The sequence below is a fragment of the Longibacter salinarum genome (genome assembly GCF_002554795.1).
Taxonomy (GTDB): Bacteria; Bacteroidota; Rhodothermia; order Rhodothermales; family Salinibacteraceae; genus Longibacter; species Longibacter salinarum.
On record NZ_PDEQ01000002.1, the window covers coordinates 340,789 to 363,791 of the forward strand.

Sequence of the window (23,003 nt, forward strand, 5' to 3'; positions counted from 1 at the left end):
GCGGTTTTCTTGGTTCGCACACGCGTGGTGCAAAGGAAGATATGTGTCGCCTAGTGCGCGTCGCGCTTTTTACTTCGAAGCTGAGACTTATACTTCTCGAGCTGGCGCCTCAGTTGGTCCACGCAGCTGTTGATGGCCTGCTCATAGGTCGAGGCCGAATTCTCGGCCGTCAGGCGCTTTTGATAGACATCGATGTTGATTTCCACCTGTTTGTCCTGGGCGGGCGAATTGTCCTCACCAAGGATGATGTGGGTGCTCACGATCCCGTCGTAAAAGCGTTCCAGCTTCTCGGCACGTTTTTCAGCGTACTCTTTCACGTGGTCCGTAACGTCAACGTGCCGAACCGTGATCTGCGTGTTCATAATACTGAGACGGTTGATTGAGCGAATAACTGAGGCTCGAACGCTCTGTGAAACGAGAGGCGAGGGTTCGAGGACTGTACACATTCCCGACCCCGCTGCAATGTTTCGATGGGCTGTCGGATTCACGATCGGCCGTCGGACTCAGGCGACCATCCGGCCTGCCGAAGATACAGATCTTCGAGTTCGTGCATTCGCTGCTTCTCCTCATCGGTTGCGTCGTCGTATCCCGCGAGATGAAGTACACCATGGGCTACGTAGCGCCCGACCTCCGTCTCGTAGGTCGAACCAAACTCCTCATGTCTCTCAGCAGCTGTGTCGAGGTCGATGTAGACCTCACCCTCAAGAGCAGATTCAGCCGGATCGGCCAATGAGAACGACAGGACGTCGGTGTTATAGTCGTGGTCGAGGTATTCCCGATTCAGTCTGCGCACCGTCTGGTGGTCAGCACAAACGATGCTGACGTGGCGAATGGATTTGCCTTCACCGTTCACGACCGCATGAACGAGGTCGGTGAGTGACTCCGTGTCAACCGTACGGTCATCATGATCGACGACAATAGAAACGGGCTCGGCATACGATGGGGCGTCGGACATATCGTCACGCGGATTGAATACTGTCGGACAAACACACCACGCCCTCACGCCCGTGGGGACATGTTGTTCGCGACTCTACCCAGCGAGATATGCTAGGACGGATCGCTAACTCTCCGTGCTCAGAGAGTTGGCGAGGTTCCTTCATCCGGGGCGTTCTTCTCGGTTGGTGCGTCCAGGCTGGGCTGTGCCTCGAGATGTTCTTCCGGCTGGACGGGTTCGATGTCGCTCGTTTCTGTGTCGAGCTCGGATGAGGGAGACGGCTGCGATGTGGACGTGTCGTCCTCCTCTAGTGCACGCACGTTCACAGCGTGCAATCCCTTCGGTCCGTCGTTCATCTCGAACTGGACGGACTGACCCGTTCGGAGGGTCTTGAAGTCATCGTCTGAATCGATCTGCGAGTAGTGAATGAATACGTCGTTGCCTCCTTCCGGATGGTTGATGAAGCCGTAGCCTTTCTTGGCGTCAAACCACTTCACCGTACTATACTGAGTCGTCATGTCTGGGCCTCCACGTAGACGAAGCCAAAACCGGGCTTCCCCCGAAACTCTCGTGGACGATTAGATGCGCGCATTCCCTGTGTCCGGTGTGCGGACGACGATTAGAGAGCGCATGCAACCATTCAGTCCTTTCCAGAGCAGAAATGGGGGACCACAACCAAGGCTTCGATTCAACGGACTTGCGAGCATTACTGGCGCAGGGAGATGTCATGTCCACTAAAGCTCCGTTCCCTGCACCCCGAGTTGGGGAGCACCACGGCACATGACCTGCTTGGTAAAGAAATATAGACGCTCGTTCGCCTCGCTGTCAAGCGACGCAGTGCGACAAATACACCCGTTGGCAGGGCGTCGAAGGCTTATATTGGGGCAATCTGCTTCCCCAGCGCTATATCGTAGAAATTGTGAAGGGCCAGGGGCGCAGCATCTGTAAAAACGCTGCATGTGACCCCTAAAGATACATAATCTTAACGATTCAATATCACAGCACGGTGCCAGTCATGCAGTAAAAGAGCGCGGGAAGACGGCACTGTTAGTGATGTCATATATAACATAAAAGAGAATGTCGAATGAGTGTTGTAGTGCTACTGATCTGTTGGTGACAGCGTGGTGGATTTGTGCGTAAAGGCAGGTGGGATATGGTGAGAGGACACGTCGCAAAAAGGTGCTAGACGTAATCGGTGCCAGGAACCATTTTTTCTGTTTATTAAGCCGGGCGCATGAAAAGAGGGGACGAGCACACGGCTCGTCCCCTCTTAAAGGCGCAATCGATACGGAATCAGGCTTGGATGTTATGGCCTACCGCCACCTCCATTCTGGTTCTCTGTTGGAGGGGCGACATTCGGCTGAGCGCCTTCCGGTTGCAGCATCTCAGGTGGCATTCCATTCGTGTCGCCAGATCCTGCAAGTCCAAGCATCTGGCGTTGGCGATCGGATAGGGCCACGTTGGCGTCAGAGAGTGCTTGCTCGAGTTCGCTGTCAAACGACGCGAGTGCTTCCTCCATGCCGGCGTCCCGGTATGCTCCACGGATCGAACCGGCATACTGGAGCGCGTAGGTCATGGAGCGGCGCGATCCCTGTCGCACCTCGTGTAGTACGACGGGTTCGGACTCCTGCATCACCCGGATCGTTCGGTCCATGTCGCCAGCCACCTCGAGGGCTCGGGCCATCAGGACGAACGTCTGGATGTCGCCCGCAACGGTGGAGAAGGGCACCTGGTCTAGGAAGGTACCGAGGAGGTTGCGAGCCCGGTCCGGGTAGCCCTGGCGGGCAAGCTGTTCTCCAGCCTGGGAGAAGCTAATCCGGTATCCGTCAATCATGCGACGCGCATTTTCATTCAGATACAGGTCCGGATCCGAGAGGTTTGTGAAGCGGAACGCGTTCATGCGCTCCTCGGTCAGCCCGGGCACTGCTCGGCCGATCGCCGCATCGCTACGAATCGGTACGACCCGGTTGGCCTGTCCTTCGAGCTGGAAGAAGGGGTCGAGGTTCAACGTGCCATCGCGCGCAACCGTCGTTGCGAAGTAGATCGGGCGATTCCAGCCGTCCTCTGCCGCCGTCCGAATCATGTTGTAGGCGACAAGGTCGGCTACTTGCAGAACCCGGACATCTCGGCCGTAGGCCCGCCCCTCAAGCCGCCACGACATCGGACGCTGAATGGAGAGGGAGTCGGTCGTCCGCTCCGCGAGGTAGACGTCACTGAATTGATCCGCTGCATCCGCCTGAACAGGGATCTGCACGCGTCGTGGTTCAAAGCGCGTCGGGCGCAGGTTGTTGATCTGCTGCTCCGACATGGAAATCGGTAGCGGTTCGGACTTGTACGCCTGCTCGTTCTTCATTTGCTTGACGTACCAGTCGGTGTTCAGCAACGACAGGTTCGCCACCCGGACATCGGTACGAATACCTTCAACTTCCTGCATGTACCAGAGCGGATACGTGTCGTTGTCGCCGTTCGTGAACAGAACGCCGTTCTCCGCGACGCTGTTTAGCATGTTGTACGCGTAATCACGCGCCACGAAGTTGCCGGAGCGATCATGGTCGTCATAGTTTTCGGCCGTCATCCACAGCGGTACCGCGGCGAAGATGAGAGCAGCAACGCCCGTCATCACGCTTGTTCGTTGCATGCTCTTCAGGCTGCTCCGGATGGCGTCGTACGCGAGTTCGAGCATGCCCCCGGCCCCGATTCCGATCCACAGGGAGAAGGCGAAGAAACTCGCTACGTAGGCATAGTCACGTTCTCGCGGCTGGTTGGGCGACTGGTTCAGGTAGATGATAATCCCGATCCCCGTCACGAGGAACAGGGTAAACACGCTAAACGCACGACGCCAGTCGCGGCTTGCGTGGTAAAATGCACCAAACAGCCCGAGAAGAAGAGGAAGGGCAAAGTAGACGTTGTGTGATGCCTTCTCGCTCGGCGTCTGGCGAAGTTGGGTGTCCGGTGGATCGACGAACGAAATACCCGTCACGGCCGGAGCATCCTGCACGTCGCTCTGCCGGCCCGCAAAGTTCCAGAGGAAGTACCGGACATACATGTGGCCGACCTGGTATTCCCAGAAAAACTCCCAGTCGGAATCATACCGATCGTACACGCGCCAGTGCGATTGACTGATCGAGTGGCGTCGGGGAAACCACTCCGGGCTGGCTTCTCCTTCGCGCGGGACAACCCCACTTTCGTCGTCGTAGGTCATGCCCTTCAGAAGAGGCGTTGACCCATACTGTTCGCGTTCGAGATACGAGACGAACCGTTCGGGTGTGTCCGGATCATTCAGGTCAATGTTCGGCTCGGTCGCGCTGCGAATGAAAATGAGCGCGTACGACGAATACCCGACCAGGATGACCGTGAGGCAGAGAAGCGCGATGTTAGCGACCTGCATCTGCCGTTTGTGCGTCACGTAGAGACCACCGAGGACAAGGGCCACGAGCAGGAAAACGGCAATCAGCGGCGAGCCAACGGCACCGATGAACTTCGGCACGTAGAGAATGACGCCGGGGTAGATCGTAAAGAAGACGATCGACGCGACCACGCCCGTCACAAGGATCATCTTCAAGCGTTTACCCGAGTCCCACTCCGGCTGGTCGTACTCGGTAAAGAAGATGATGAGTGCGACGAAGAAGAACGCCAGCAGGTTCAGCAGGTGAACGCCAATAGCGAGCCCGAAGAAATAGGCGATCAGAACCAGGTAGCGGTTCGCGCTAAGGCCAAACGGGTGGCGACCACCGGCGAGGAGGCGTTCCTCAGCAGCAGCTTCGTCGCTCCAGCGCATGGCGAGGTAGACCACCAGCGCCGTAAAGAACATCGAGAGGGCGTAGACCTCGGCTTCGACCGCGTTGAACCAGAAGGTGTCACTTGCTGCGAAGGCGAGGGCTCCGATAATGCCGCTCCCGAGTCCGACGACGCGTTGTTCGGGCGACCATGTCGACGGCGCGCCATGCCACCGTCGAACCAGTCGGAGAATGATCAGATGGGTCAATAAGACGGTACCCGCACTTGAGAGTACGGAGATCATGTTGACCGCCAGGGCGACGTAATCGGTGGGGACGAACATGGAGAAGAACCGCCCCATGAGCATGTAAAATGGAGCCCCGGGAGGGTGCATCACCTGGAGCTTGTACACGCTGGCGATAAACTCACCGGCGTCCCAGAACGAGGTCGTCGGGGCAACCGTCAGCGAGTAAAGCACCAGGGCCCACACGAAGACGAAGCCGGCGGCGATACGATCAGTCCACTTCCAGTTCATTCTGTCGAATTACCAAAGGGGAGAAGACGAAGCAGCAGGCCGAGCGGCCCGCGCTGGAAAAGTCGAAAGAGGGTGCAGTTACCAGTCAGCCTGCGTATTGTCGATAAGCTGCTGGATGGTCGACATCTGCATCTCGCCGTAGTTCATAGCGAAGGCGAGCTCACCATTCTGGTGAAAGATCCACGTCGACGGGCTCCACGTGAACGGGAGGCCGAGAAATTGACGGCGGCGCAGGTCCTCGTTGTCACTCGAACCGGTGTCGGGCAACGTAAGTGTCGTCACGCGGTCGGGGATATCGTACTGATCGAGAACGGATGCGCCGCTTTCCCCATCGTTCCAGATGCTGATAAATACGAAGTCAATGTCCGGATTATTACGGACGAGATCGCCCCAGCCAGATTCGAGTTCGTTTTTGGCGTTCGAGCACCACGGCGCCCAGAAATGAACGACGTTTACGCCGTCCTCCTTTAGCATTTCGCGAACCGCCTTTTCCGCGTCGGTCGGTGCCGGTGCGGACATAATGGGCGTGGGGTTTGTGACATCCCCAACCGAGTCACGGTCAGCGTCAAGAGGTGTTGGACCGTCTTGCGCAAGGGCAGCAGGACTCAAGATGCCAGACGCGCCAAGGATTACGAGAGCGAGAAGGACGGAAGTCAGTTGTAGGTTGACTCGGGGGAAGGTCGAACGTCCGGACACGAGGTCTGAGATCATGACGGGATGTAGATCACGAGTGAGGGGAATAGGCAGGTGCTTCCGTGGAGAGGGCTCGCGGACTACGCGTCCGCTCCGCCGAGGACAATGACGATCTCCCCTCTGACTTTTTCATACCCGGCAAAATACGAGTGCACCTCTCGTAGCGTTCCACGTTCAATTTCTTCGTAGGTCTTCGTCAACTCACGTGCAACGGCGACGGGGCGCTCTGGACCGCATTGTTCGATCAGATCGTCGAGGGTGCGGAGGAGGCGATGCGGCGATTCGTAGAAGACGACGGTACGAGGTTCGCTCGCGATGGTCTTGATTCGGGTCTGGCGCCCTTTCTTCTTTGGTAGAAAGCCTTCAAACACGAAGCGGTCGCAGGGCAGGGCACTTGCCGTCAGCGCGGGGACAAAGGCGGTGGGGCCGGGGAGAGCCTGGATGTCAACGCCGGCCCGGTGTGCCGCGCGGACGAGGAAAAAACCGGGATCCGATATGCCCGGTGCCCCGGCGTCGGTGATCAATGCGATCTGATGACCGGCCCGCATTCGCTTCACCAACTGCGGGGCTTTCTCTCGTTCATTGTGGTCGTGGTACGATGTCGTTGGCGTATCGATGCCGTACTTCGAGAGGAACACACCGGAGGTGCGCGTATCTTCGCACGCAATCAGGTCGGACTCACGTAGTACCCGAATGGCTCGGATCGTGACGTCTTCTAGATTGCCAATGGGGGTGGGTACGAGGTAAAGCACCGGCAGGCGGAGAAAGGAGAAGGGAGAAACGCTGCGTCAGGAGCGTCCGACGAGGGACTTCAGCCACATCCACAGACGGCTTCGCAGGGGAGGCGTGGCGCGAAGGTCGAGGATCACATACATCACGAGCCACAATCCGACGACGATCATGATGGCGTTGGCGATCCACATACCAACCCACGGTTCGAGCAGGCCACGGTCGGCGAGTTTCTCACCCTGGACGAGTGTGACCCAGTAGAACATGAAGATCCCCAGGGCGATGCCTCCGATCGTTGCCAGTCCGCCGCGTCGGATGCTGAGCCCGAGGGGGGCACCGATAAACATAAAAATGAGGCACGCGATCGCGATCGAAAACTTTTTGTAGATCTCGACACGATAGCGCTGAATACGTTTGGTCTTCCAGCCGAGCGTACGTGCTGCACTTCGTGCAACGGACTGAGCGGATCGCGCTTCCTGCAGCGCTTTACCAGCGACGGCATGCTGTTGCGACACGGCTAATCCGTGAAGGCCGGCGTACGGCGTCGGGACGGGAATCGTGTCGAGGGCCGAACCACCGCTCGTGGAGTCCGGATGGACCAGTTGGGGTAGGTCGTTGCGCGGCGATTCGGAATCAAGATGGACGTATCCGACGAGGTTGGACTGGAGGTCTACAAGTTGCGAGTCTCGCTCCACCTTCAAGGAGTCGACCACATCAATCATCGTTGCAGTCGGCATGGTGCGGTCAGATCGGCGACTGCCGTCGTCCGAACGCTGGAATACGAAGTCCGACAGGTCGAGGCGCAGCGAGTGACGCGCGAAGGAGAGGCGTTCGTACTTGGATGTTCGCCCCCCGGTACCCGGTCGAGGGCGATGCATCTCGCCGTCGTAGAGCAACAGTGTGATGCTGGTGCCGTCGCGGCTCGGCTGAAGCCGTCCGTGTGCAGCCTTGATTACGGCCTGTTCGCTTCGCCCCTCCGTGTAGTCGTAGATCGTGATGTTGTACAGCTTATTCGTACCCTCGGGACGGTCGCCAATCAGAATGCTGTAGTCGTCGACTCCGTTGTAGAAGACGCCGGGTTGAAGGTCGAATCCAGGACGTTTTGTACGAATGTCCTTCCACAGCACGCTCGCCCGATGATTGGCCTCCGGTAGCATCACGTTGTTGAAATACATCATCCCGCCCGTCACGAGCAGTCCGACGACGAGGGTAGGCCAGACGAGTTGAGCGAACGAGATGCCCGTACTCTTGATGACGGCATAGTACTGCGATTCAGCCAGTCCGCCAAACGTCATGAGTGCTGCCAGAAGAACCGACATCGGCACCGCCAGCACGACCATGTACGCGAGGTTGTAGACGATCAACTCAAGGATGACCGTCATCGGTATGCCCTTCCCGGCGATCTCTGGTAGCCAGCGAATCAGGAATTGCATGACCAACAGGAACATGAGCGTGCCCAGCCAGCCCAGGAACGGGCCCGGCAGGCGGCGCAGAATGATCCAGTGTAGGCGCTTCACAGGTACGGGTGCGACGAGGAACGTGACAACAGCATAACGTCAACCTTTAACTCCGCGTGCTGTTCGCAGGGAAAGAAACTCGCCCGCCCGGCATCGGAGGACACCCATTCAACATGATTCTAGTAGGTCCATACGGCACCGATCGGGTACGACATGAACGTTCACGTCTACCGTACATCGTCTACAAGCGTGATCTGCAGACCGTCGCGAACGAACTCGTGGTAGGCTTCCGGGACCGCATCTTTTGAGACGGAGTGCATCTGCATTTCTCGGCGCTTCGGGTAGGTCTTCCGAAGGCGGCTAAAGTACGCGCCACGCTCATCTGGTGGCACATCCAGGACCTTCTGAAGTCGGTGATGGTCGGCTGCGACATCGCATGCTTGCCGGGCGAGGGCGTCGAGGTACTCCGTTCGTGGCAGACGCGCGTCGGGCGGGGAAAGGCGAAGAGCCCCCAGACGGGCCGGTGCCAGAGCCGCGTCCGGCGACCATGCAGGCTCGATGTCGAGAAACTCGCAGAAGGCGTGGTAAAGCATCGAAGTGCCGCGGACCTTCCCGTCAAACGCGTAGCCCGCCACGTGCGGTGTGGATAGATCGACGTGGCGAAGCAACTCCGCGTCTGGGGTGGGCTCATTCTCCCAGACGTCGAGGGCTGTGGCCGTCACGTTGGCCCTCGGGGCACGAAGGCAGCTCGATAGGGCCTGGTTGTCAATGACTGCCCCGCGTGACGTATTGATCAGCCACGTCTCTTTCTGAAGTTGTCCAATCCGATCGCCGTTGAACAGGTGGTGCGTTGGATGCGGACCGTGTGTCGTCAGCGGCGTATGGAGTGAAATGAGATTTGCCTTTTCGAGCACGTGATCGAGCGATACATAGGGGTGGTCTTCTCCTCGTTTGTCTGCCTCTTCTGCGAGCGGTGGATCATTCTGCAGGACGTTTGCGCCCAGTGCTCGCAGCCGTGCCGCTACACGAGAGCCGGTGTTGCCGCATCCAATGATTCCGGCTGTACGGTCGGCGAGAGACGTGTCAGTCTTAAGCGCCAGATGGAGAGCAATGGCGACCACGTAGTCCGCTACGGAGTCGGCGTTGGAGGCCGGTGCATGTGCGAACGCGATGCCTTCATTTTGTAGCCATTCCTGATCGATATGGTCGGTTCCGATCGTTGCAGAGCCCACGAACCGGACCGGGGTCCCTGACAACAGCTCGGGGCCGACGGTGGTGACGCTGCGAACGAAGAGGGCATCGATGTCCATCAAATCAGCTCGCTCGATTGCCCGGCCCGGTAGGGTTTGTACCGTTCCAAGTGAGCCAAAAGCTTCTGAGGCGAGGGGAATATTCTCATCCGCAAGTACAGAAAGCGACAGGGTGGGCATAAGCACAGGTGTACGGAGGAAGCGCTTTTTCCAATTTATAAGATTGACCAGACCATAATAGATCCACTGATAGGGTCGTAAACATTTTAAAGACGGAAGGAACCAGGCGTCAAGAGATAGGGAAGGTCGTGTCAAGATCCCTCGCGCTGGACCCACAAGGCAAATCAATACAACGAGTTACATAAAATCCGATTCGGAAACCTGCTTATGCAGCACTCGTTGATCGCTCCGAACTTGGAAAAGGGGCACAAGCGCTAAGTCCTTATTTTCCAATCCCATACGGCGTAATTTGCAGTGTCGGGCGTCGTTCGCAGCTTGTATAACAAATGGGCAACCGCATGAGCTACCGCGCTATTTTCTTCGGTCTGAGTATCGTCTTGGTCTTCTCGGCCGCCAAAGTGTCGACGTTGACCTTCGGCGAATCAGGCAGGTCTTCGTCTCTCTATGCTGCTTCCTGGGCAGCCGCTTTTACGCCGGCTCCCTCGCATGGACCACGTACCATTACGGCAGCAGATACGACGGGAGAGGCGTATGAACTTTTGAGCGCGATTTACGGCTACTCACAGCACACGTCTGGACAGAGTGCGTCGCTTCCGTCCATCGATAACGCCACGCTGTGGCTGGCCCGCTGCATCTACTCCGAGACCAAGATTCCGCACGAGCAAGAACTCGTCGCGTGGGTTGTTCGGAATCGGGTTGAGACAGAATACCGGGGACGGTCGGACTACAAGGATGTCGTGCTCGACCCGTACCAGTTCAGTGCGTTCAATCCCAACTCGCAGAAACGCTCGTTCTACATGAATCTGACACCGGAGACGCAGCTTCCGGGCTGGCAACGAGCGCTCACAATTGCGCACTACGTTCGACGTGCGGACCCAGCGTATCGGCCGTTCTCGATCAAAACCAGGCACTTCTTCAGCGAGATCTCAATGCCGAACAACCAGTTCCCGTACTGGGTGCAGCAGCGTGAGCACGTCTCTCCCGGTTGGAATTACACGGTGGACTCCCGCCGCTTCCGGTTCTATGAGAAGATATCCTGAGCGGACGGATCTCTACATTCTTTGATGTCCAGGCGCCGGAGCTCCAGTACTGCTGGAGTCCGGCGTTTTCGTGTATACCAGCAAGGAGGGCTTTTCTGTGATCCTGAAAACCGCACTTTCGTATGTCTGATCGGTGGATGCGTACGGGCATGCGACCGGCGATGGAGACGACGGAGCTTCTGGCTGCCCGCCGTAGTGATTGGGCGGCAGGGGAGACGACGAGGTCCGATGTCGCGATTTCAGCATGTCGCAAAAGAAAAGAGGTGCACGGACGATGATGGTCCATGCACCTCTTTTGCAATTCTCTCTGTCACGAGAGGTCACTTCCTTCGCTAGAATATGACGTTGAGTCGCAGGCTGAATGCGCTGAACTTCGGACTTTCGGAAACTTCGACAGCATCCGTGTCCACGTACTCCGAAATTCCAAATTCGTACCGCAGTTCGGGTTGCAGTTTGAACGGAACGGCAGGGAGGTTCAGCTGCACACCAGCACCCACGTTCGCAGACAGGGACATGTCCTCCGTGAAGTCGTCGAAGTCATCACCGTTACCGAAGCCGTCCACGTTCGACCGCGGGATGGTTAGCATCGGGCCGGCAAGGACATATGGCGTAATGACCGGCGTGACCAGCAGGTTGAGTCGTACGTCGACCGGAACCTCAAATGTGCTAATATCAATCGTTCCGGCTGCGCCACCCCCTGTCGTGTTTCCGAATTCGTAAGTACCGACCTTTCGGTAAAAGAAGCCCGGGCGGATGTTCACGGGACCGAACCCAGCGTCGTACACCACACCGATGTGGTAACCGGTGGAATTTTCGAAGTTTGCGTCCGCGCTGCTTGTGCTGATGTCGTCAGACGATTCAAAGTTGAGGCCTCCGGCAATCCCGAGTTGGGCATGAGCCGGCGAAGCTCCCACGAGAACGATGATGGCGAGAGCGAGGGCAGAAGTAGCAAAGCGTTTGAGCATTGCGCGCATGAACCGGTAGAGGGCTATGGAAACGATTGTGAGCGTAGAATCGAAGCTGGGTCGGCGTGAGCCCGTATCATTGGCTCGACCGTCGAGACAACAGACCTTCAGATTCCAATTCGTACACTACGAGCCGCAGGTACGGTGTCCAAAGTCACAAGCGGATTATTACATTCTTCCGACGATATGTGCGCTAACGCGGGTGGACGTGACTGCGGAACGCGATGTGGCGATTATTAGAAATTACGGTCCCGTGACGGCTATGTCGGTCTTCGACGCCGGAGTCCATGCGGTCTCCGCAACCTGCCATTAGGTCGTGAGTTGGTTCTGCATCCAATCGATTGGCTTTACGTCTACGCATCCGATGAAAATAGGTATCACCTGTTATCCCACGTACGGCGGAAGTGGCGTCGTGGCGACCGAACTTGGTAAGGCGCTTGCAAATCGCGGTCACGAGATCCACTTCATTTCGTCATCGATGCCCTTCCGGCTCTCTCACATTGCCGGAAACATCTTTTTCCACGAGGTGAATGTTCAGTCGTATCCGCTCTTCGAGTATCCCCCGTACACGCTCTCGCTGACGAGCAAAATGGTGGATATCGCGAAGCACGCGGGTCTCGACCTCATGCACGTGCACTACGCCATTCCTCATGCCACCAGCGCCGTGATGGCGCGGCAGATACTCGCGACGGAAGGGGTGCACATGCCGGTCGTCACGACCCTCCACGGCACCGATATTACGCTCATTGGGCAAGACCCTTCGTTCGCGCCGGTCGTCACGTGGTCAATCAATGAGTCTGATGGCGTCACCGCCGTGTCCAACTATCTGCGGCAGGAGACCTACGACCATTTCGACATCGATAACGGGATCGAGGTCATTCCCAATTTTATCGATACGGAGCGTTTTTTCCGGCAAAACAAAGAGCACTTCAAGCAGGCGCTTTGTCCGAACGGGGAGAAGGTCATCGCGCACGTGTCGAACTTTCGGCCAGTCAAGAACGCGCAGCAGGTCGTGGAAATCTTTCATCGGCTTCGCGAGGACGACCTACCGGTCAAGCTCCTGCTCGTGGGCGATGGTCCTGATCGCGTTCCATCCGAACGCAAGGCCCGCGACCTCGGGGTTTATGACGATATCCGCTTTCTCGGAAAGCAGGATCCCGTGGAGGAAATCCTGTCGATTGCCGATGTCTTTCTGATGCCGAGTGGCTCTGAGACATTCGGTCTGGCTGCGCTCGAAGCAATGGCTTGTGACGTTCCCGTGGTGGCGAGCAACGTCGGTGGGCTTCCAGAACTCGTCGAGGATGGCGAAACGGGCTTCCTCTGTGAATTGGACGACATCGACGCGTTCGAAGAGGCGTGTCGCCGCCTGCTGGTCGACGAGGATCTTCACACGCGGATGTCAGACGCGGCTCGCTCGCGAGCGGAGGACACGTTCGACATCCGGCAGATCGTTCCGCACTACGAGCGCTACTACGAGAAGGTGCGAGAGAACCTGCTGGAATCGGTGGGATAGGCCGGAAGGGCTGCCCATGTATCGTTGGGTGTAGCACCACGAAAGGAAGGGAGCGCGCCGATGCCTTCCGAATGTCCTCACGCCTGCTGACCAGATCCTAGATGTCGTTTAGAAACGGGTTTTGTCGGCGCTCCCGTGCCACCGTGGTTTTCGGTCCGTGGCCTGGGTAGATCGTGAATGCGTCCCCGAGCGGCAGAATCTTGTCCCGGATTGATGCCATGAGTTGCGGCATCGACGTTTGCGGCAATCCCTCCGTGCGTCCGATCGAATCCTGAAACAGAACGTCGCCGGTCACGGCCTGATCGCTGTCGCGGTCGACGAAGCAGATCGAGTCCGGTGAGTGCCCGGGCGTGTGGAGTACGTCCAGCGTTACGGTCCCGAATGAAATCGTGTCTCCTTCCTCCAGGAACGTATCCGGCACCGACGGTGGGTCCACCTCGACACCGAATGCCTTCGCCTGATCCACGGACCGCTCGATAAACGGGATTGAGGCCTCGTGCATCTTGAACTCGTCGTCGTATCTCGCCTCGAAGAACGCACAGCCGAAGATGTGATCGATGTGCGCGTGCGTCAGAAGCAGATGTTTTACCGTCAAATCATTGGACTCGAGAAACTGCGTGACCTCGTCTTTTTCCTCGGCGGATGCACAACTCGGATCGATGACAACGGCTTCGCCTGCATCATAGCAGACGTAGCAATTCGTCATGAACGGGTTGTAAGTAAACGACTGGACCTTCATGAGGCGAGGCGTGAAGTGAATGTAGGGAGGGGCTGACGTGCGGCGTGTGCACGGAAGAAATCTCTACGAGTCTGCAAGATGAACGTTCGCCGGTGTCGTCCGTGCCAATTACATAACGGTGACATAGAAGACGGTGAGTCGGGGGAGACTGGCGTAATCGTGGTATGGAGGATACCGTCCCGTTGCAGAACGCACTCTTCCGACCCCGCTATCACGGTCGTATTCAACGATGACGAACCCCCCACCGAAGAAGTCGGATCGGAGTATTCATTTCCACAACAGCTTCGATGCCCGTCCGCGAGAGCGAGCGCTCATTCGCGACGCGATCTCCTGCTGCGCCCCAGAGCTTTCGGAAACGCTGTCGCCAGAGTGGATTGTTGTCCGGGAAGTTGTGGCGGACGAACCGCTGTACCTCGTCCACTACCGCACGACGCGAACGACGATCACGGCCACATCTGCGGAAGAACTCGCTGAGCAGATTCGCGATGGCGTGTTTGACGACATCGGCGAGCAGGATGGGGCGCCTCCGTCTGCCCTCGAGTCCTCTAGGGTGCCGGGAGAGTGACCCTTCTCGCCAGGTTCGAAGTGGGTGATCCATGTGCTCGGATCTGTACGTTTTCTCGGCCGGCTCATTTGAAAAAGCATTACGAGAATCACCGTCGTGTGGCGACCGTCCTGTCGATGTCGTCCAGGTAGAGAATCGTGTATCCGAACGTCATGGTCGTGTCCGTCGGAGAGGATGAGTGCGCTCGATTCCACCGAGTGGCGGGGAACCGAGCGGCGGCCGCTTCACCCGTCGAGTATCGGGTGTCGGGCGTCCGCGTCTAGCCGCGATAGCCGTACGACTTCAGGTAAGATTCCTGGTCGCGCCAGTCTTTCCTGACCTTCACGTGGAGCTGCAGATAGACGTCCGACTGAACGAACTGCTCGATGTCCTTCCGCGCGGACATGCCGAGCCGTTTCAGTGCGCGGCCGCCCTTTCCGATCAGGATGCCCTTGTGCGACTTCCGGTTGACGACGATTTCCGCATCGATGAAATCCTTTTCGTTCGTGCGCTCCTCGTACTCGACGATGTTGACCTGCACGGAGTATGGGATTTCCTCATGGTATTGCTGAAAGACCTTCTCCCGAATGATCTCTGCGACGAAGAAGCGCTCTGGATGCTCACTGACCATTTCCTTCGGGTAGAAGGGCGGTCCTTCCGGAAGGCGATCGACGATCAGGTCGAGTAGCGTATCCACGTTCGTGCCCTTGACGGCCGAGGTGGGAACGATCTCGTCGAATCCTCGAAGCTCCATGTACGACTCCACGAGCGGGAGCGCCTGCTCATTGGGAATCAAATCCATTTTCGTGAGCACGAGAAACGCTGGCCGGTCCCCGGCCTGTTTCAGGCTGAAGGTATCCGGCGTCCCCTTCGTTGCGTCGTGGAGGAAGAGGAGCAGGTCAGCGTCACGGACTGCATCTTCCACCTGCCCCATCATCGCCTTGTGGAGACGGTACTGGGGCTTGATGATCCCGGGCGTGTCCAGAAAGATCACCTGATGATCTTCGCGGGAGTGGATCCCAATGACGCGGTTACGGGTCGTCTGTGGCTTCCGCGTGACGATCGACAGCTTTTGCCCGACCATCGCGTTCATCAGCGTGGACTTGCCGACGTTCGGCTTACCGATCAGGGCGACATAGCCGCTTTTGTGTCCGTCGGGAAGGTCTTCGAAAAATGGAGAAGGGGCGTCCATGCTCTGCAAAGTCGGGTCGAGGTGAAAATACGTGTCGCGGTTGAACCTGGAGGCAGATGCAGATGCATCTCTCCGGTCGGAGCGAAAAGGTGGTCAGCGTTTGTGTGGGTTAGCGTCGCGAAAATTTACTTCTTCATCAATTTACTTCTTCACGACGGAAATCATGTCTCGGACGGCCTGGTCCATGCCCGTCAGGACGGCCCGTGCGATGATGGCGAAGCCGATGGAGACTTCGGCCACGTGGGGTACCGTCTTCCGGAAAAGAGAAAAGTTGTTGTAGTCGAGGCCGTGACCCGCATGGACGCGCAGACCGGCGTCGTGGGCTACCTGCGCCCCGTTGGCGAGGCGCTGGGCTTCTGCGCGGCGGTCTGCTTCGGTTTCCGCGTTAGCATAGTCGCCGGTATGGAGTTCGACCGTATTGGCGCCGGCGTCGGCGGCGGCCCGAATGTGCTCCGGGACGGGGTCAACGAAGAGAGCAACCTGCTCGATGCCTGCATCATACAGCTTAGGAATCACGGTGTCGAGCCGGTCGCGGTTGGCGGTGACATTGAGTCCGCCCTCCGTCGTAACCTCCTCGCGGCGCTCCGGGACCAGCGTAGCCAGGTCTGGCGCAACGTCGCAGCAAATGTCGACGACTTCCGGTTCCGTTGAGAGTTCAAAGTCGAGTTTGCCTTTTACGGTTTCGCGAAGCAGGCGAACATCCCGTTCCGTGATGTGCCGACGGTCTTCTCGCAGGTGAAAGACGATCCCGTCGGCTCCTGCTTGCTCGCATAGGGCAGCGGCATGGATCGGGTCCGGAAACGACTCCTCACGCGCGTTTCGCAGCGTAGCAACGTGGTCGACATTGATCAGCAGACGGATCACAGGCACAGGGTTCAAGATGACGGGGCAAGAATGAACGAGAGTGCAACTGATGCCCCGTAATCTTTGTTTTCGCAAATAGACCGTGCTGGCAGAAACGCGTCGGAAGAATCGTAGGATTTCGAATCTTGACCCTCACTGGGCATTTGCGAACTGGGTTTTAGCCCGTGATAGGATGGGAAGGCGTGCGAAGATTGTCTTGTTGGTGAGGGAAGAGGTGGCGTGCTTGATTCTTTGCACCTGCTTTACCGAATTCCTGATTAACGTTTCCGACTCGGTCACAACTGGTTGCATTTCGGGGAGTGGGCACGTACTTTTGGCCGTGTTGCCGTTGTGCCCGCAACGTAGTTCATTGCAGCATCGTCCTTATTTGGATCCACACGGCCGAGTGCAGTCCCGTCTATACGGCTCTAGTGTGTGGCCGGGGCGATTAGTCATTCCGGGATTTGCGTGTTAGCCGATTCGAAGAGTCGACACGGCTCGCCGAATGTGTTTTCACGTCCTCGTACGCTACGCCGCTGCTCTACGCGACGGCGTCGTCCGATTCGCTTTTTACAATCAATCATCGTTGACGCTCACATGGCTTCGAGCCGCCAGAATCTTCGCACCGGAGTTCAAATCGTGTTGGGGATCGCCATCATTGTCCTGTCTTACTTTTTGTACCGGGCGATCACCGAACCGTACGATAGAATCGAGCGACAGCAGCGACTGACGGAGCAGACCCGGGAGCGGATGTCGAACATCCGGACCGCTCTCGTTGATTACGAGCGGGACAGCGCCGCCTTTCCTGACTCGCTCGATACCCTTCGCATTCATATTGAGCGTGACTCGTTGCTGACGAACGCCCAGGACAGCATCTTCGGAGGCCCGGTTAATCTCGACTCCCTCTTTTTCTCGCCTCGGACGGGCAAGCGCTTCCTCTACACGGTTAGCGATACCGGCAAGGTCGAAACATACTTGCTCGAAGACCCGGATACCGACGACAAGATCGGTACGCTGTCTGGCGACCCGACTCAGACAAACGTTGCCTCCTGGGAGTAACGCGTGATTATTACGGCTGCGTCGGGTGATAGCATCCGGCGCAGCATTCCAAATGAGCTGTTCAACCTGCGCTGCCGGATGCGGTGCCTATCGTCTCCTGGCAGAGTCGGCCAGCTGAGTTTACGAAGTCGCATCGCATCGTTTCGCGCCGTACCTTGTCTATGAGAATGTGTCCTTCCGATCTGGTGGTGCTCTAATTTTGGGCTCCACGGGGTCGGGAGCTCATCCCGTGATCGCCTCGACGTAACCTGAATCGGCATGAGTGAAGCGGTCCTTGCAGCGATCGATATCTACGGCTCGCAGCTTCGGTATGCCGAGGTTGAAAAAGAGGAGGACGCTGCGCCCCGGCTGTTGCGGCTCGGGAGTTGTGAGTTCGACTTTGATCTCGTCCAGGATCTCCTGCGCTCCGGAGCACCGCAGCACGGAGGAGAGGTTGTCGCGGCCCTGCAGGAAGCTTTCGACGCGACGGAGGCGTCTCGCCTACGGATCTGTGTTCACCCACCGGATTCGTTTACGTTTTTTACGCCTCTCTCCGCAACGCTACCTGTCCGGAGTCGGCAAGAACAGATCCACCAGCAGGCTGCTCTGTTAACCGGCACGCGTGATCCCGAAGGTCTGGATCTGGCGTCCGAAACCGTGCGCACGGCGCAGGACAGCGAGGGAGAAGCAGTGATGTGGGTTCACGTGCTGGCTACACCTGGCCCGATTCACGAGCGATTTGAGCGGTTAGCCAGTTCGTTGCCGGTTACCGGATTCGACTGGGTCGTCAGCACGCAGTCGGCCGCCAAGGTTGCTGCGCATACGGATCTTACGGGGATTACGCAGGCGCAGGCGCTGCGTCCGTTCACGCTCTCCGTGGGCCGATACGAAGGGCACACCGAGTACACGCTGTCTCGGGATCGCCAGTGGTATCATAGCCACTACACGCACGAGGCAGATACGCCGACGGATCGCCTGTATTTTGCGATCGGCTTGCTGAATCGTCTCGGTGTGTCGCCTGGGGCCGTGGGACGACTCTTCGTCTATGGTCTGGATGTGGATCCCAATGCCTACGCGCCATTTCAGACGATCTTCGGTGTGGAGCCGGAGACGCTAGATCCGCTGAGTGTCCTGCGTGCGGATCGGAGTCGGTTCGGGACATCGTTCGATGTCGGTGCGTACGCATCGTGTGTTGGCGCACTGCTCTAACGCCGTCTCCGCTCAGGTGGCGCGTTGTGCCGTATATCCGTGCCAGCGGAACGAGCCGCGCCGAACAATCAGGATGATCTGGCCGTCGCCATCATCCCTGCCAGTGTCTTCTGTGATGCCTCCCTGTTTGCTTTCTTTGCTTTCCTCTATTCTTCCATGCGCATAATTGCCGGACGCTTTCGCGGTCACACGATTGAGTCGCCGCCCGGTCATTTGACCCGACCATCGACCGCACGCACGCGCGAATCTCTCTTCGCGCTCATCGACAGCCGAATTTATCTAGACGGCGCGGAGGTTCTGGATCTGTTCGCTGGAACCGGTGCTCTCGGACTCGAAGCAATCAGCCGGGGGGCATCCCTGGTCACGTTCGTCGAGCAGGATGCGGAGGTGCTCGAGTACGCACGTCGGAATGCACAGGAGCTGGGGGTTGAGGACCAGTGCATCTTTATCAACGGAGATGCGCTGACGTACCTGCGTCGCTACAACGGGCCCGAGCTCGATCTCATTCTTGCGGACCCGCCGTACGATCTCGACGGCCTGCGCGACATTCCCGATCTCGCGATTCCCCATCTCCAGACAGATGGTGTGCTCACGCTTGAGCACAGTTCGCACGACTGGTTCGATGAGCATCCGAATCAGATGACAAGCCGAAAATACGGGCGCACGATCGTCACGATTTTCCGTCCGCCGCTTCCGCCTGAGGATGAGGAATCGGAAGCAGAAGGGGAAGCCTTGGACGGAGAGAGCGAGGAAACGGACGATCTCATCGCGGACGTGCTCGGGGCCTCGTTCGATGAAGACGAAGCGCCAGCCGCCCCCTCGCCTGAAGAAGCACAGGATCTGGACGATGATGCGAATGTCCGGACCGACGGAAGCGACGCTTCGTAGTCGGATCCGTATCGCGTTAATTCCCCATCGTTCTCGTTTAGCTCGCCTGATCTCGTATGCCCGATCCTGTTGCACTCTATCCCGGTACCTTCGACCCGTTCACGTACGGGCATCGGGACATCCTGGAACGTGCCCTCCGGTTGTTCGATCGTGTTGAGGTAACGGTCGGCGTCAACGCAGAGAAAAAGACCCTCTTTTCGACGCAGGAACGCATCGACCTGATCAAGCAATGCACGGTCGACCTCGACGGGGTCAGTGTTGCGGCGCACGAAGGGCTGATCGTTGATCGGGCCGAAGCGGTCGGAGCACGTGCCCTGGTGCGGGGCCTGCGTCAGGTGAGCGACTTCGACTACGAGTTTCGGATGGCGTTTGCCAATCGGAAGCTCTACGACGACGTGGAGACGGTTTTCTTGATGACATCCGAAGAGTACGCGCTCATTAGCTCATCGATGGTTCGGGATGCGCATCGATGGGATGGGGATGTCTCGAAATTCGTGCCGCCCCCCGTCGTTGCTGCACTTGCGGAGAAGAAAGCCGCTGCCGGTGCGTCGTAAGTTCACCGGCACATCAGCCCAAATACCGCGTGTCAGTTTTGTGTGACGGGCGATAAATCCGCTCTGATCGAACGCGTCGAGTCCGAAGACGCACGATCGGGTTTACGGAGCCGCCTTCCCTGCCTCTTTTACCCCAGTTTTCTACCGCCCATGCCGACCGACTCTACTACTGTTCGTTTCAACGAACGCGTGGCGGCGATGCAGCCGTCTGCTACTCTCGCGATGAAGTCGCGCGCGACGGAGATGCGTCGTCAGGGGCATCCGGTGGTCGCCCTCAGTGCGGGGGAGCCGGACTTCGACACACCGAGCGAGATCTCGGAGGCCGGTATCGAGGCCATCCGGACCGGGTACACGCATTACACGGAGAACCCCGGCGCCATGGAATTGCGCGAGGCCATTAGCCGAAAGCTGGCGCGGGACAACAACCTGCAGTACAGCCCCTCGCAAATTCTTTGCAGCAACGGCGCCAAACAGTCGATCGCGCTTGCGACGACCGTCCTGTGCGATGAAGGAGACGAGGTGTTGATCCCGGCGCCATACTGGGTCAGTTACCCGGAGATGGCGCGATTTGCTGGAGCGGAGCCTCGCGTGGTGTCGGCGTCGGTCGAAAACGAGTACCGTCTGACGCCGGAACAGCTGGACGAAGCACTGACCGATCGGACACGCCTTTTTATTCTGTGCTCGCCATCCAACCCAACCGGATCGGTCTACACGAGGGACGAGCTTGAAGCCCTCGCCGATGTCTTTCGGCAGTACCCGGATGTCTACATTCTGGCGGACGAAATCTACGAGTACGTTCTGTTCGATGACGCGGAGCACGTATCCTTCGCGACCCTCGATGGAATGTACGACCGAACGATCACGGTCAATGGGTTTTCGAAAGGGTTCGCCATGACCGGATGGCGGCTGGGATATCTTGCCGCACCGGAGGCCGTCACGAAGGCGTGCGCAAAAGTGCAGGGCCAGTTCACGTCGGCTCCCTGTAGCGTCTCGCAAAAGGCGGGAGTGGCGGCGATGACGATGGACATGTCGCCCGTGTACCGGATGGTCGAAGCCTTTCGGCAGCGGCGCGACTACATGGTCGAACGGCTTCGCCAGATCGACGGAATCCGATGCCCACTTCCGAAGGGCGCTTTCTACCTGTACCCGGATGTATCCGAGTTCTTCGGAATGAAGACACCGGATGGCAACCGCATCGAGGATAGCAGCGATCTGTGCTTTTACCTTCTGGACGAGGAGCACGTTGCTCTCGTGCCAGGCACCGCATTTGGTGAACCGAAGGGCCTCCGCATCTCCTATGCTTCCTCGATGGAGGATCTCAAGACCGCCATGGACCGGATTCAGCGAGGACTTGCGAACTTGTCCGCGTAAAATCGGAAGCAGAAATCCAACCCGGTCGAACGAGATCGAACTTACGCCCTCGACGGTGCATTCACGTTATGTACGTTTCGGGTGACCGGAGACGTTTTCGCTTCGGCACCGGACGACTTCACTTCGGTGTGATCTTCGCTCCGTTGTCTCGGGGTCGTTATTTCTGTTGATGAACGCTGCCGAACACGTGGATTCTGACTTCTCTCGGTCCGACGCCTCCTCCGATTCCTCGTCCCATGGCTCTACGCCGGATGGCGCGGCTTCACGTGATGGTGGCGATGACAACAACGCGTTCGGTGGAGCGGAGTCGCCATGGCAGGGTGAGGAAGAGCAGGCATCAGATAAGCCCTCAGGCAACGGCGTTCCGCCGCGCCGGGTCATCGTTTCTTCCGGTGACGACGACGTATGGCACGAGGAGGTCGCGGGGCAGCGACCGGAGCCGAAGACGTACAAGGATCGGACGTGGCTTCATCTCTTGCTTTTTCTGCTAACGGTCGCATCGACGGTTTACGTCGGTGGTATGTTTGCCGGCCGCATCGAAGTGTATGAGGCCCAGGGCTACAGTCACATGCTCTGGGATGGGATCAAGTATTCCTTTGCGCTGCTCGGCGCGCTGACGGTTCACGAGTTCGGGCACTATTTTGCCGCTCGGCATCATCGGATTAACACGTCGCTTCCGTACTACATTCCGTTGCCCGTTATGCCCATCGGCACGCTGGGGGCGGTGATCCGGATCCGCGAGCCGATTCCGAGTGAACGGAAGCTCTTTGACATTGGAGCAGCCGGCCCGCTTGCGGGATTCGTGATCGCGCTTGTGGCTGTGTTGTATGGTTTCATAACGCTTCCGCCCCCGGAGTATCTCCTGGATTTGGGCGGTCACGAAGCGTTGAAAGAACATATCCGGCAATTCGGAACGTTCCCCTCCGTCATGCCCGAGAGCGAGGGGGGCGAAGTGATCGTGTTGGGGGAAACGCTTCTTTTCTGGATATTGTCGCAGTTCTTCGAGCACGTGCCGCCGATGTACGAGCTCTATCACTATCCGGTGCTCTATGCCGGGTGGCTGGGGCTCTTTTTTACAGCTCTGAACCTTCTTCCGGTCGGGCAGCTTGACGGAGGACATATTCTCTACGCTCTCTTTGGCGAAACATGGCATCGTCGCCTGGCCCGGGGCTTCGTGCTGCTCCTGCTTCTGTCTGGAAGCATCGGGTTTTTGCAGTCCGCCCGGCCTGAACTCTATGCTATGGCAGACTGGGTCGGCGACTCGACGTACATCATTCTCGCCGTTATTCTCTTCGTCTATCTGTATCGGACGTTCAATGGGGATCACCGCTACATTGCCACGTCCCTGCTCGTGCTCCTAGTGGGAGCCCGTGGCGCGATGTGGCTAGGCGAGCCGTTTACGAACGTCGGCTACAGCGGATGGCTCGTCTGGACGGCGCTGATCGTGTTTTTCGTGCGCGTCGAACACCCGCCGGTTCGGTATCGCGAGCCCCTCACACCCATGCGCCGCTTCCTGGGCTACGTGAGTATCGCGATCTTCTTCCTGTGCTTCAGCTTCCGGCCGATCTATCTGATGTAGACGCTGCGGTTCTGTTGGTCACAGGGGCGCGTG

At 58.1% G+C, this 23,003-nt stretch carries 21 protein-coding genes; 9 read left to right on the forward strand and 12 right to left on the reverse strand.

Features of this window, described 5'->3' with window-relative positions:
- Positions 1-50: 50 nt before the first annotated feature.
- From hpf to CRI94_RS04920, 8 genes are all read right to left on the reverse strand, one after another.
- Positions 51-362, reverse strand: a complete 312-nt coding sequence (gene hpf / locus CRI94_RS04885; RefSeq protein WP_245846073.1) for a ribosome hibernation-promoting factor, HPF/YfiA family — start codon at positions 360-362, stop codon at positions 51-53.
- Positions 363-484: 122 nt separating this feature from the next.
- Positions 485-955, reverse strand: coding sequence for an rRNA maturation RNase YbeY (ybeY, locus tag CRI94_RS04890; protein ID WP_098074551.1), 471 nt, complete (start codon positions 953-955; stop codon positions 485-487).
- Positions 956-1,074: 119 nt separating this feature from the next.
- On the reverse strand, positions 1,075-1,452 hold the full coding sequence (locus CRI94_RS18075) for a cold-shock protein (protein WP_098074552.1): 378 nt from the start codon (positions 1,450-1,452) through the stop codon (positions 1,075-1,077).
- 788 nt (positions 1,453-2,240) lie between these two features.
- On the reverse strand, positions 2,241-5,186 hold the full coding sequence (locus CRI94_RS04900; protein WP_098074553.1) for a glycosyltransferase family 117 protein: 2,946 nt from the start codon (positions 5,184-5,186) through the stop codon (positions 2,241-2,243).
- Positions 5,187-5,264: 78 nt separating this feature from the next.
- Positions 5,265-5,705 carry a TlpA family protein disulfide reductase gene (locus CRI94_RS04905; protein WP_143815306.1) on the reverse strand — a complete coding sequence of 147 codons (441 nt, stop codon included), beginning with the start codon at positions 5,703-5,705 and terminating at the stop codon, positions 5,265-5,267.
- Positions 5,706-5,959: 254 nt separating this feature from the next.
- Entirely contained in the window at positions 5,960-6,631 is a 672-nt protein-coding gene (gene rsmI / locus CRI94_RS04910; protein WP_098074555.1) for a 16S rRNA (cytidine(1402)-2'-O)-methyltransferase, read from the reverse strand.
- Positions 6,632-6,667: 36 nt separating this feature from the next.
- Positions 6,668-8,125: an LptF/LptG family permease gene (locus CRI94_RS04915; RefSeq protein WP_098074556.1), complete on the reverse strand. Its 1,458-nt coding sequence runs from the start codon at positions 8,123-8,125 to the stop codon at positions 6,668-6,670.
- A 167-nt stretch (positions 8,126-8,292) separates the two neighbouring features.
- The gene (locus tag CRI94_RS04920) at positions 8,293-9,495 is read right to left on the reverse strand and encodes a 4-phosphoerythronate dehydrogenase (RefSeq protein WP_098074557.1); all 1,203 of its coding nucleotides are present in this window, start codon (positions 9,493-9,495) and stop codon (positions 8,293-8,295) included.
- A 338-nt stretch (positions 9,496-9,833) separates the two neighbouring features.
- Between CRI94_RS04920 and CRI94_RS04925 the strand changes: the two genes are divergently transcribed.
- On the forward strand, positions 9,834-10,535 hold the full coding sequence (locus tag CRI94_RS04925; protein ID WP_098074835.1) for a cell wall hydrolase: 702 nt from the start codon (positions 9,834-9,836) through the stop codon (positions 10,533-10,535).
- A gap of 332 nt (positions 10,536-10,867) precedes the next feature.
- Here the strand turns inward: CRI94_RS04925 and CRI94_RS04930 are convergent, their stop codons facing one another.
- Positions 10,868-11,509 carry an outer membrane beta-barrel protein gene (locus tag CRI94_RS04930; RefSeq protein WP_098074558.1) on the reverse strand — a complete coding sequence of 214 codons (642 nt, stop codon included), beginning with the start codon at positions 11,507-11,509 and terminating at the stop codon, positions 10,868-10,870.
- 355 nt (positions 11,510-11,864) lie between these two features.
- On the opposite strand from CRI94_RS04930, the gene bshA reads away from it, so the two are divergent.
- Positions 11,865-13,013 (forward strand): N-acetyl-alpha-D-glucosaminyl L-malate synthase BshA, encoded by a 1,149-nt coding sequence (gene bshA, locus CRI94_RS04935; protein ID WP_098074559.1) that lies wholly within the window; start codon positions 11,865-11,867, stop codon positions 13,011-13,013.
- A 97-nt stretch (positions 13,014-13,110) separates the two neighbouring features.
- On the opposite strand, the gene CRI94_RS04940 is transcribed toward bshA, so the two are convergent.
- Complete coding sequence (locus CRI94_RS04940) at positions 13,111-13,752, reverse strand: MBL fold metallo-hydrolase (RefSeq protein ID WP_098074560.1); 642 nt, start codon at positions 13,750-13,752, stop codon at positions 13,111-13,113.
- Between the two features lie 229 nt (positions 13,753-13,981).
- On the opposite strand from CRI94_RS04940, the gene CRI94_RS04945 reads away from it, so the two are divergent.
- Positions 13,982-14,317, forward strand: coding sequence for a hypothetical protein (locus tag CRI94_RS04945; protein WP_098074561.1), 336 nt, complete (start codon positions 13,982-13,984; stop codon positions 14,315-14,317).
- Positions 14,318-14,576: 259 nt separating this feature from the next.
- Here the strand turns inward: CRI94_RS04945 and era are convergent, their stop codons facing one another.
- The gene (gene era, locus CRI94_RS04950) at positions 14,577-15,488 is read right to left on the reverse strand and encodes a GTPase Era (protein WP_098074562.1); all 912 of its coding nucleotides are present in this window, start codon (positions 15,486-15,488) and stop codon (positions 14,577-14,579) included.
- 141 nt (positions 15,489-15,629) lie between these two features.
- Positions 15,630-16,352: a pyridoxine 5'-phosphate synthase gene (locus CRI94_RS04955; RefSeq protein ID WP_098074563.1), complete on the reverse strand. Its 723-nt coding sequence runs from the start codon at positions 16,350-16,352 to the stop codon at positions 15,630-15,632.
- Between the two features lie 576 nt (positions 16,353-16,928).
- Between CRI94_RS04955 and CRI94_RS04960 the strand changes: the two genes are divergently transcribed.
- The 6 genes from CRI94_RS04960 to CRI94_RS04985 all read left to right on the forward strand — a co-directional run bounded on the left by CRI94_RS04960 (position 16,929) and on the right by CRI94_RS04985 (position 22,970).
- Positions 16,929-17,390, forward strand: a complete 462-nt coding sequence (locus CRI94_RS04960) for a hypothetical protein (RefSeq protein ID WP_098074564.1) — start codon at positions 16,929-16,931, stop codon at positions 17,388-17,390.
- 258 nt (positions 17,391-17,648) lie between these two features.
- Positions 17,649-18,578: a hypothetical protein gene (locus CRI94_RS04965; protein ID WP_098074565.1), complete on the forward strand. Its 930-nt coding sequence runs from the start codon at positions 17,649-17,651 to the stop codon at positions 18,576-18,578.
- 156 nt (positions 18,579-18,734) lie between these two features.
- Positions 18,735-19,466: an RsmD family RNA methyltransferase gene (locus tag CRI94_RS04970; RefSeq protein ID WP_098074836.1), complete on the forward strand. Its 732-nt coding sequence runs from the start codon at positions 18,735-18,737 to the stop codon at positions 19,464-19,466.
- Positions 19,467-19,522: 56 nt separating this feature from the next.
- A complete protein-coding gene (coaD, locus tag CRI94_RS04975) occupies positions 19,523-20,020 on the forward strand; it encodes a pantetheine-phosphate adenylyltransferase (protein ID WP_098074566.1) in 498 nt (165 codons plus the stop codon).
- A gap of 150 nt (positions 20,021-20,170) precedes the next feature.
- Positions 20,171-21,391 carry a pyridoxal phosphate-dependent aminotransferase gene (locus CRI94_RS04980; protein ID WP_098074567.1) on the forward strand — a complete coding sequence of 407 codons (1,221 nt, stop codon included), beginning with the start codon at positions 20,171-20,173 and terminating at the stop codon, positions 21,389-21,391.
- Between the two features lie 187 nt (positions 21,392-21,578).
- Positions 21,579-22,970, forward strand: coding sequence for a site-2 protease family protein (locus CRI94_RS04985; RefSeq protein ID WP_245846074.1), 1,392 nt, complete (start codon positions 21,579-21,581; stop codon positions 22,968-22,970).
- Positions 22,971-23,003 lie beyond the last annotated feature (33 nt).

Excerpts from the sequence above, each read along its gene's own strand:
- hpf (WP_245846073.1), bottom strand. The coding sequence starts at position 362 with ATGAACACGCAGATCACGGTTCGGCACGTTGACGTTACGGACCACGTG.
- ybeY (WP_098074551.1), bottom strand. The coding sequence starts at position 955 with ATGTCCGACGCCCCATCGTATGCCGAGCCCGTTTCTATTGTCGTCGAT.
- CRI94_RS18075 (WP_098074552.1), bottom strand. The coding sequence starts at position 1,452 with ATGACGACTCAGTATAGTACGGTGAAGTGGTTTGACGCCAAGAAAGGC.
- CRI94_RS04900 (WP_098074553.1), bottom strand. The coding sequence starts at position 5,186 with ATGAACTGGAAGTGGACTGATCGTATCGCCGCCGGCTTCGTCTTCGTG.
- CRI94_RS04905 (WP_143815306.1), bottom strand. The coding sequence starts at position 5,705 with ATGTCCGCACCGGCACCGACCGACGCGGAAAAGGCGGTTCGCGAAATG.
- CRI94_RS04920 (WP_098074557.1), bottom strand. The coding sequence starts at position 9,495 with ATGCCCACCCTGTCGCTTTCTGTACTTGCGGATGAGAATATTCCCCTC.
- CRI94_RS04925 (WP_098074835.1), top strand. The coding sequence starts at position 9,834 with ATGAGCTACCGCGCTATTTTCTTCGGTCTGAGTATCGTCTTGGTCTTC.
- CRI94_RS04930 (WP_098074558.1), bottom strand. The coding sequence starts at position 11,509 with ATGCGCGCAATGCTCAAACGCTTTGCTACTTCTGCCCTCGCTCTCGCC.
- bshA (WP_098074559.1), top strand. The coding sequence starts at position 11,865 with ATGAAAATAGGTATCACCTGTTATCCCACGTACGGCGGAAGTGGCGTC.
- CRI94_RS04940 (WP_098074560.1), bottom strand. The coding sequence starts at position 13,752 with ATGAAGGTCCAGTCGTTTACTTACAACCCGTTCATGACGAATTGCTAC.
- CRI94_RS04945 (WP_098074561.1), top strand. The coding sequence starts at position 13,982 with ATGACGAACCCCCCACCGAAGAAGTCGGATCGGAGTATTCATTTCCAC.
- era (WP_098074562.1), bottom strand. The coding sequence starts at position 15,488 with ATGGACGCCCCTTCTCCATTTTTCGAAGACCTTCCCGACGGACACAAA.
- CRI94_RS04960 (WP_098074564.1), top strand. The coding sequence starts at position 16,929 with ATGGCTTCGAGCCGCCAGAATCTTCGCACCGGAGTTCAAATCGTGTTG.
- CRI94_RS04965 (WP_098074565.1), top strand. The coding sequence starts at position 17,649 with ATGAGTGAAGCGGTCCTTGCAGCGATCGATATCTACGGCTCGCAGCTT.
- CRI94_RS04970 (WP_098074836.1), top strand. The coding sequence starts at position 18,735 with ATGCGCATAATTGCCGGACGCTTTCGCGGTCACACGATTGAGTCGCCG.
- coaD (WP_098074566.1), top strand. The coding sequence starts at position 19,523 with ATGCCCGATCCTGTTGCACTCTATCCCGGTACCTTCGACCCGTTCACG.
- CRI94_RS04980 (WP_098074567.1), top strand. The coding sequence starts at position 20,171 with ATGCCGACCGACTCTACTACTGTTCGTTTCAACGAACGCGTGGCGGCG.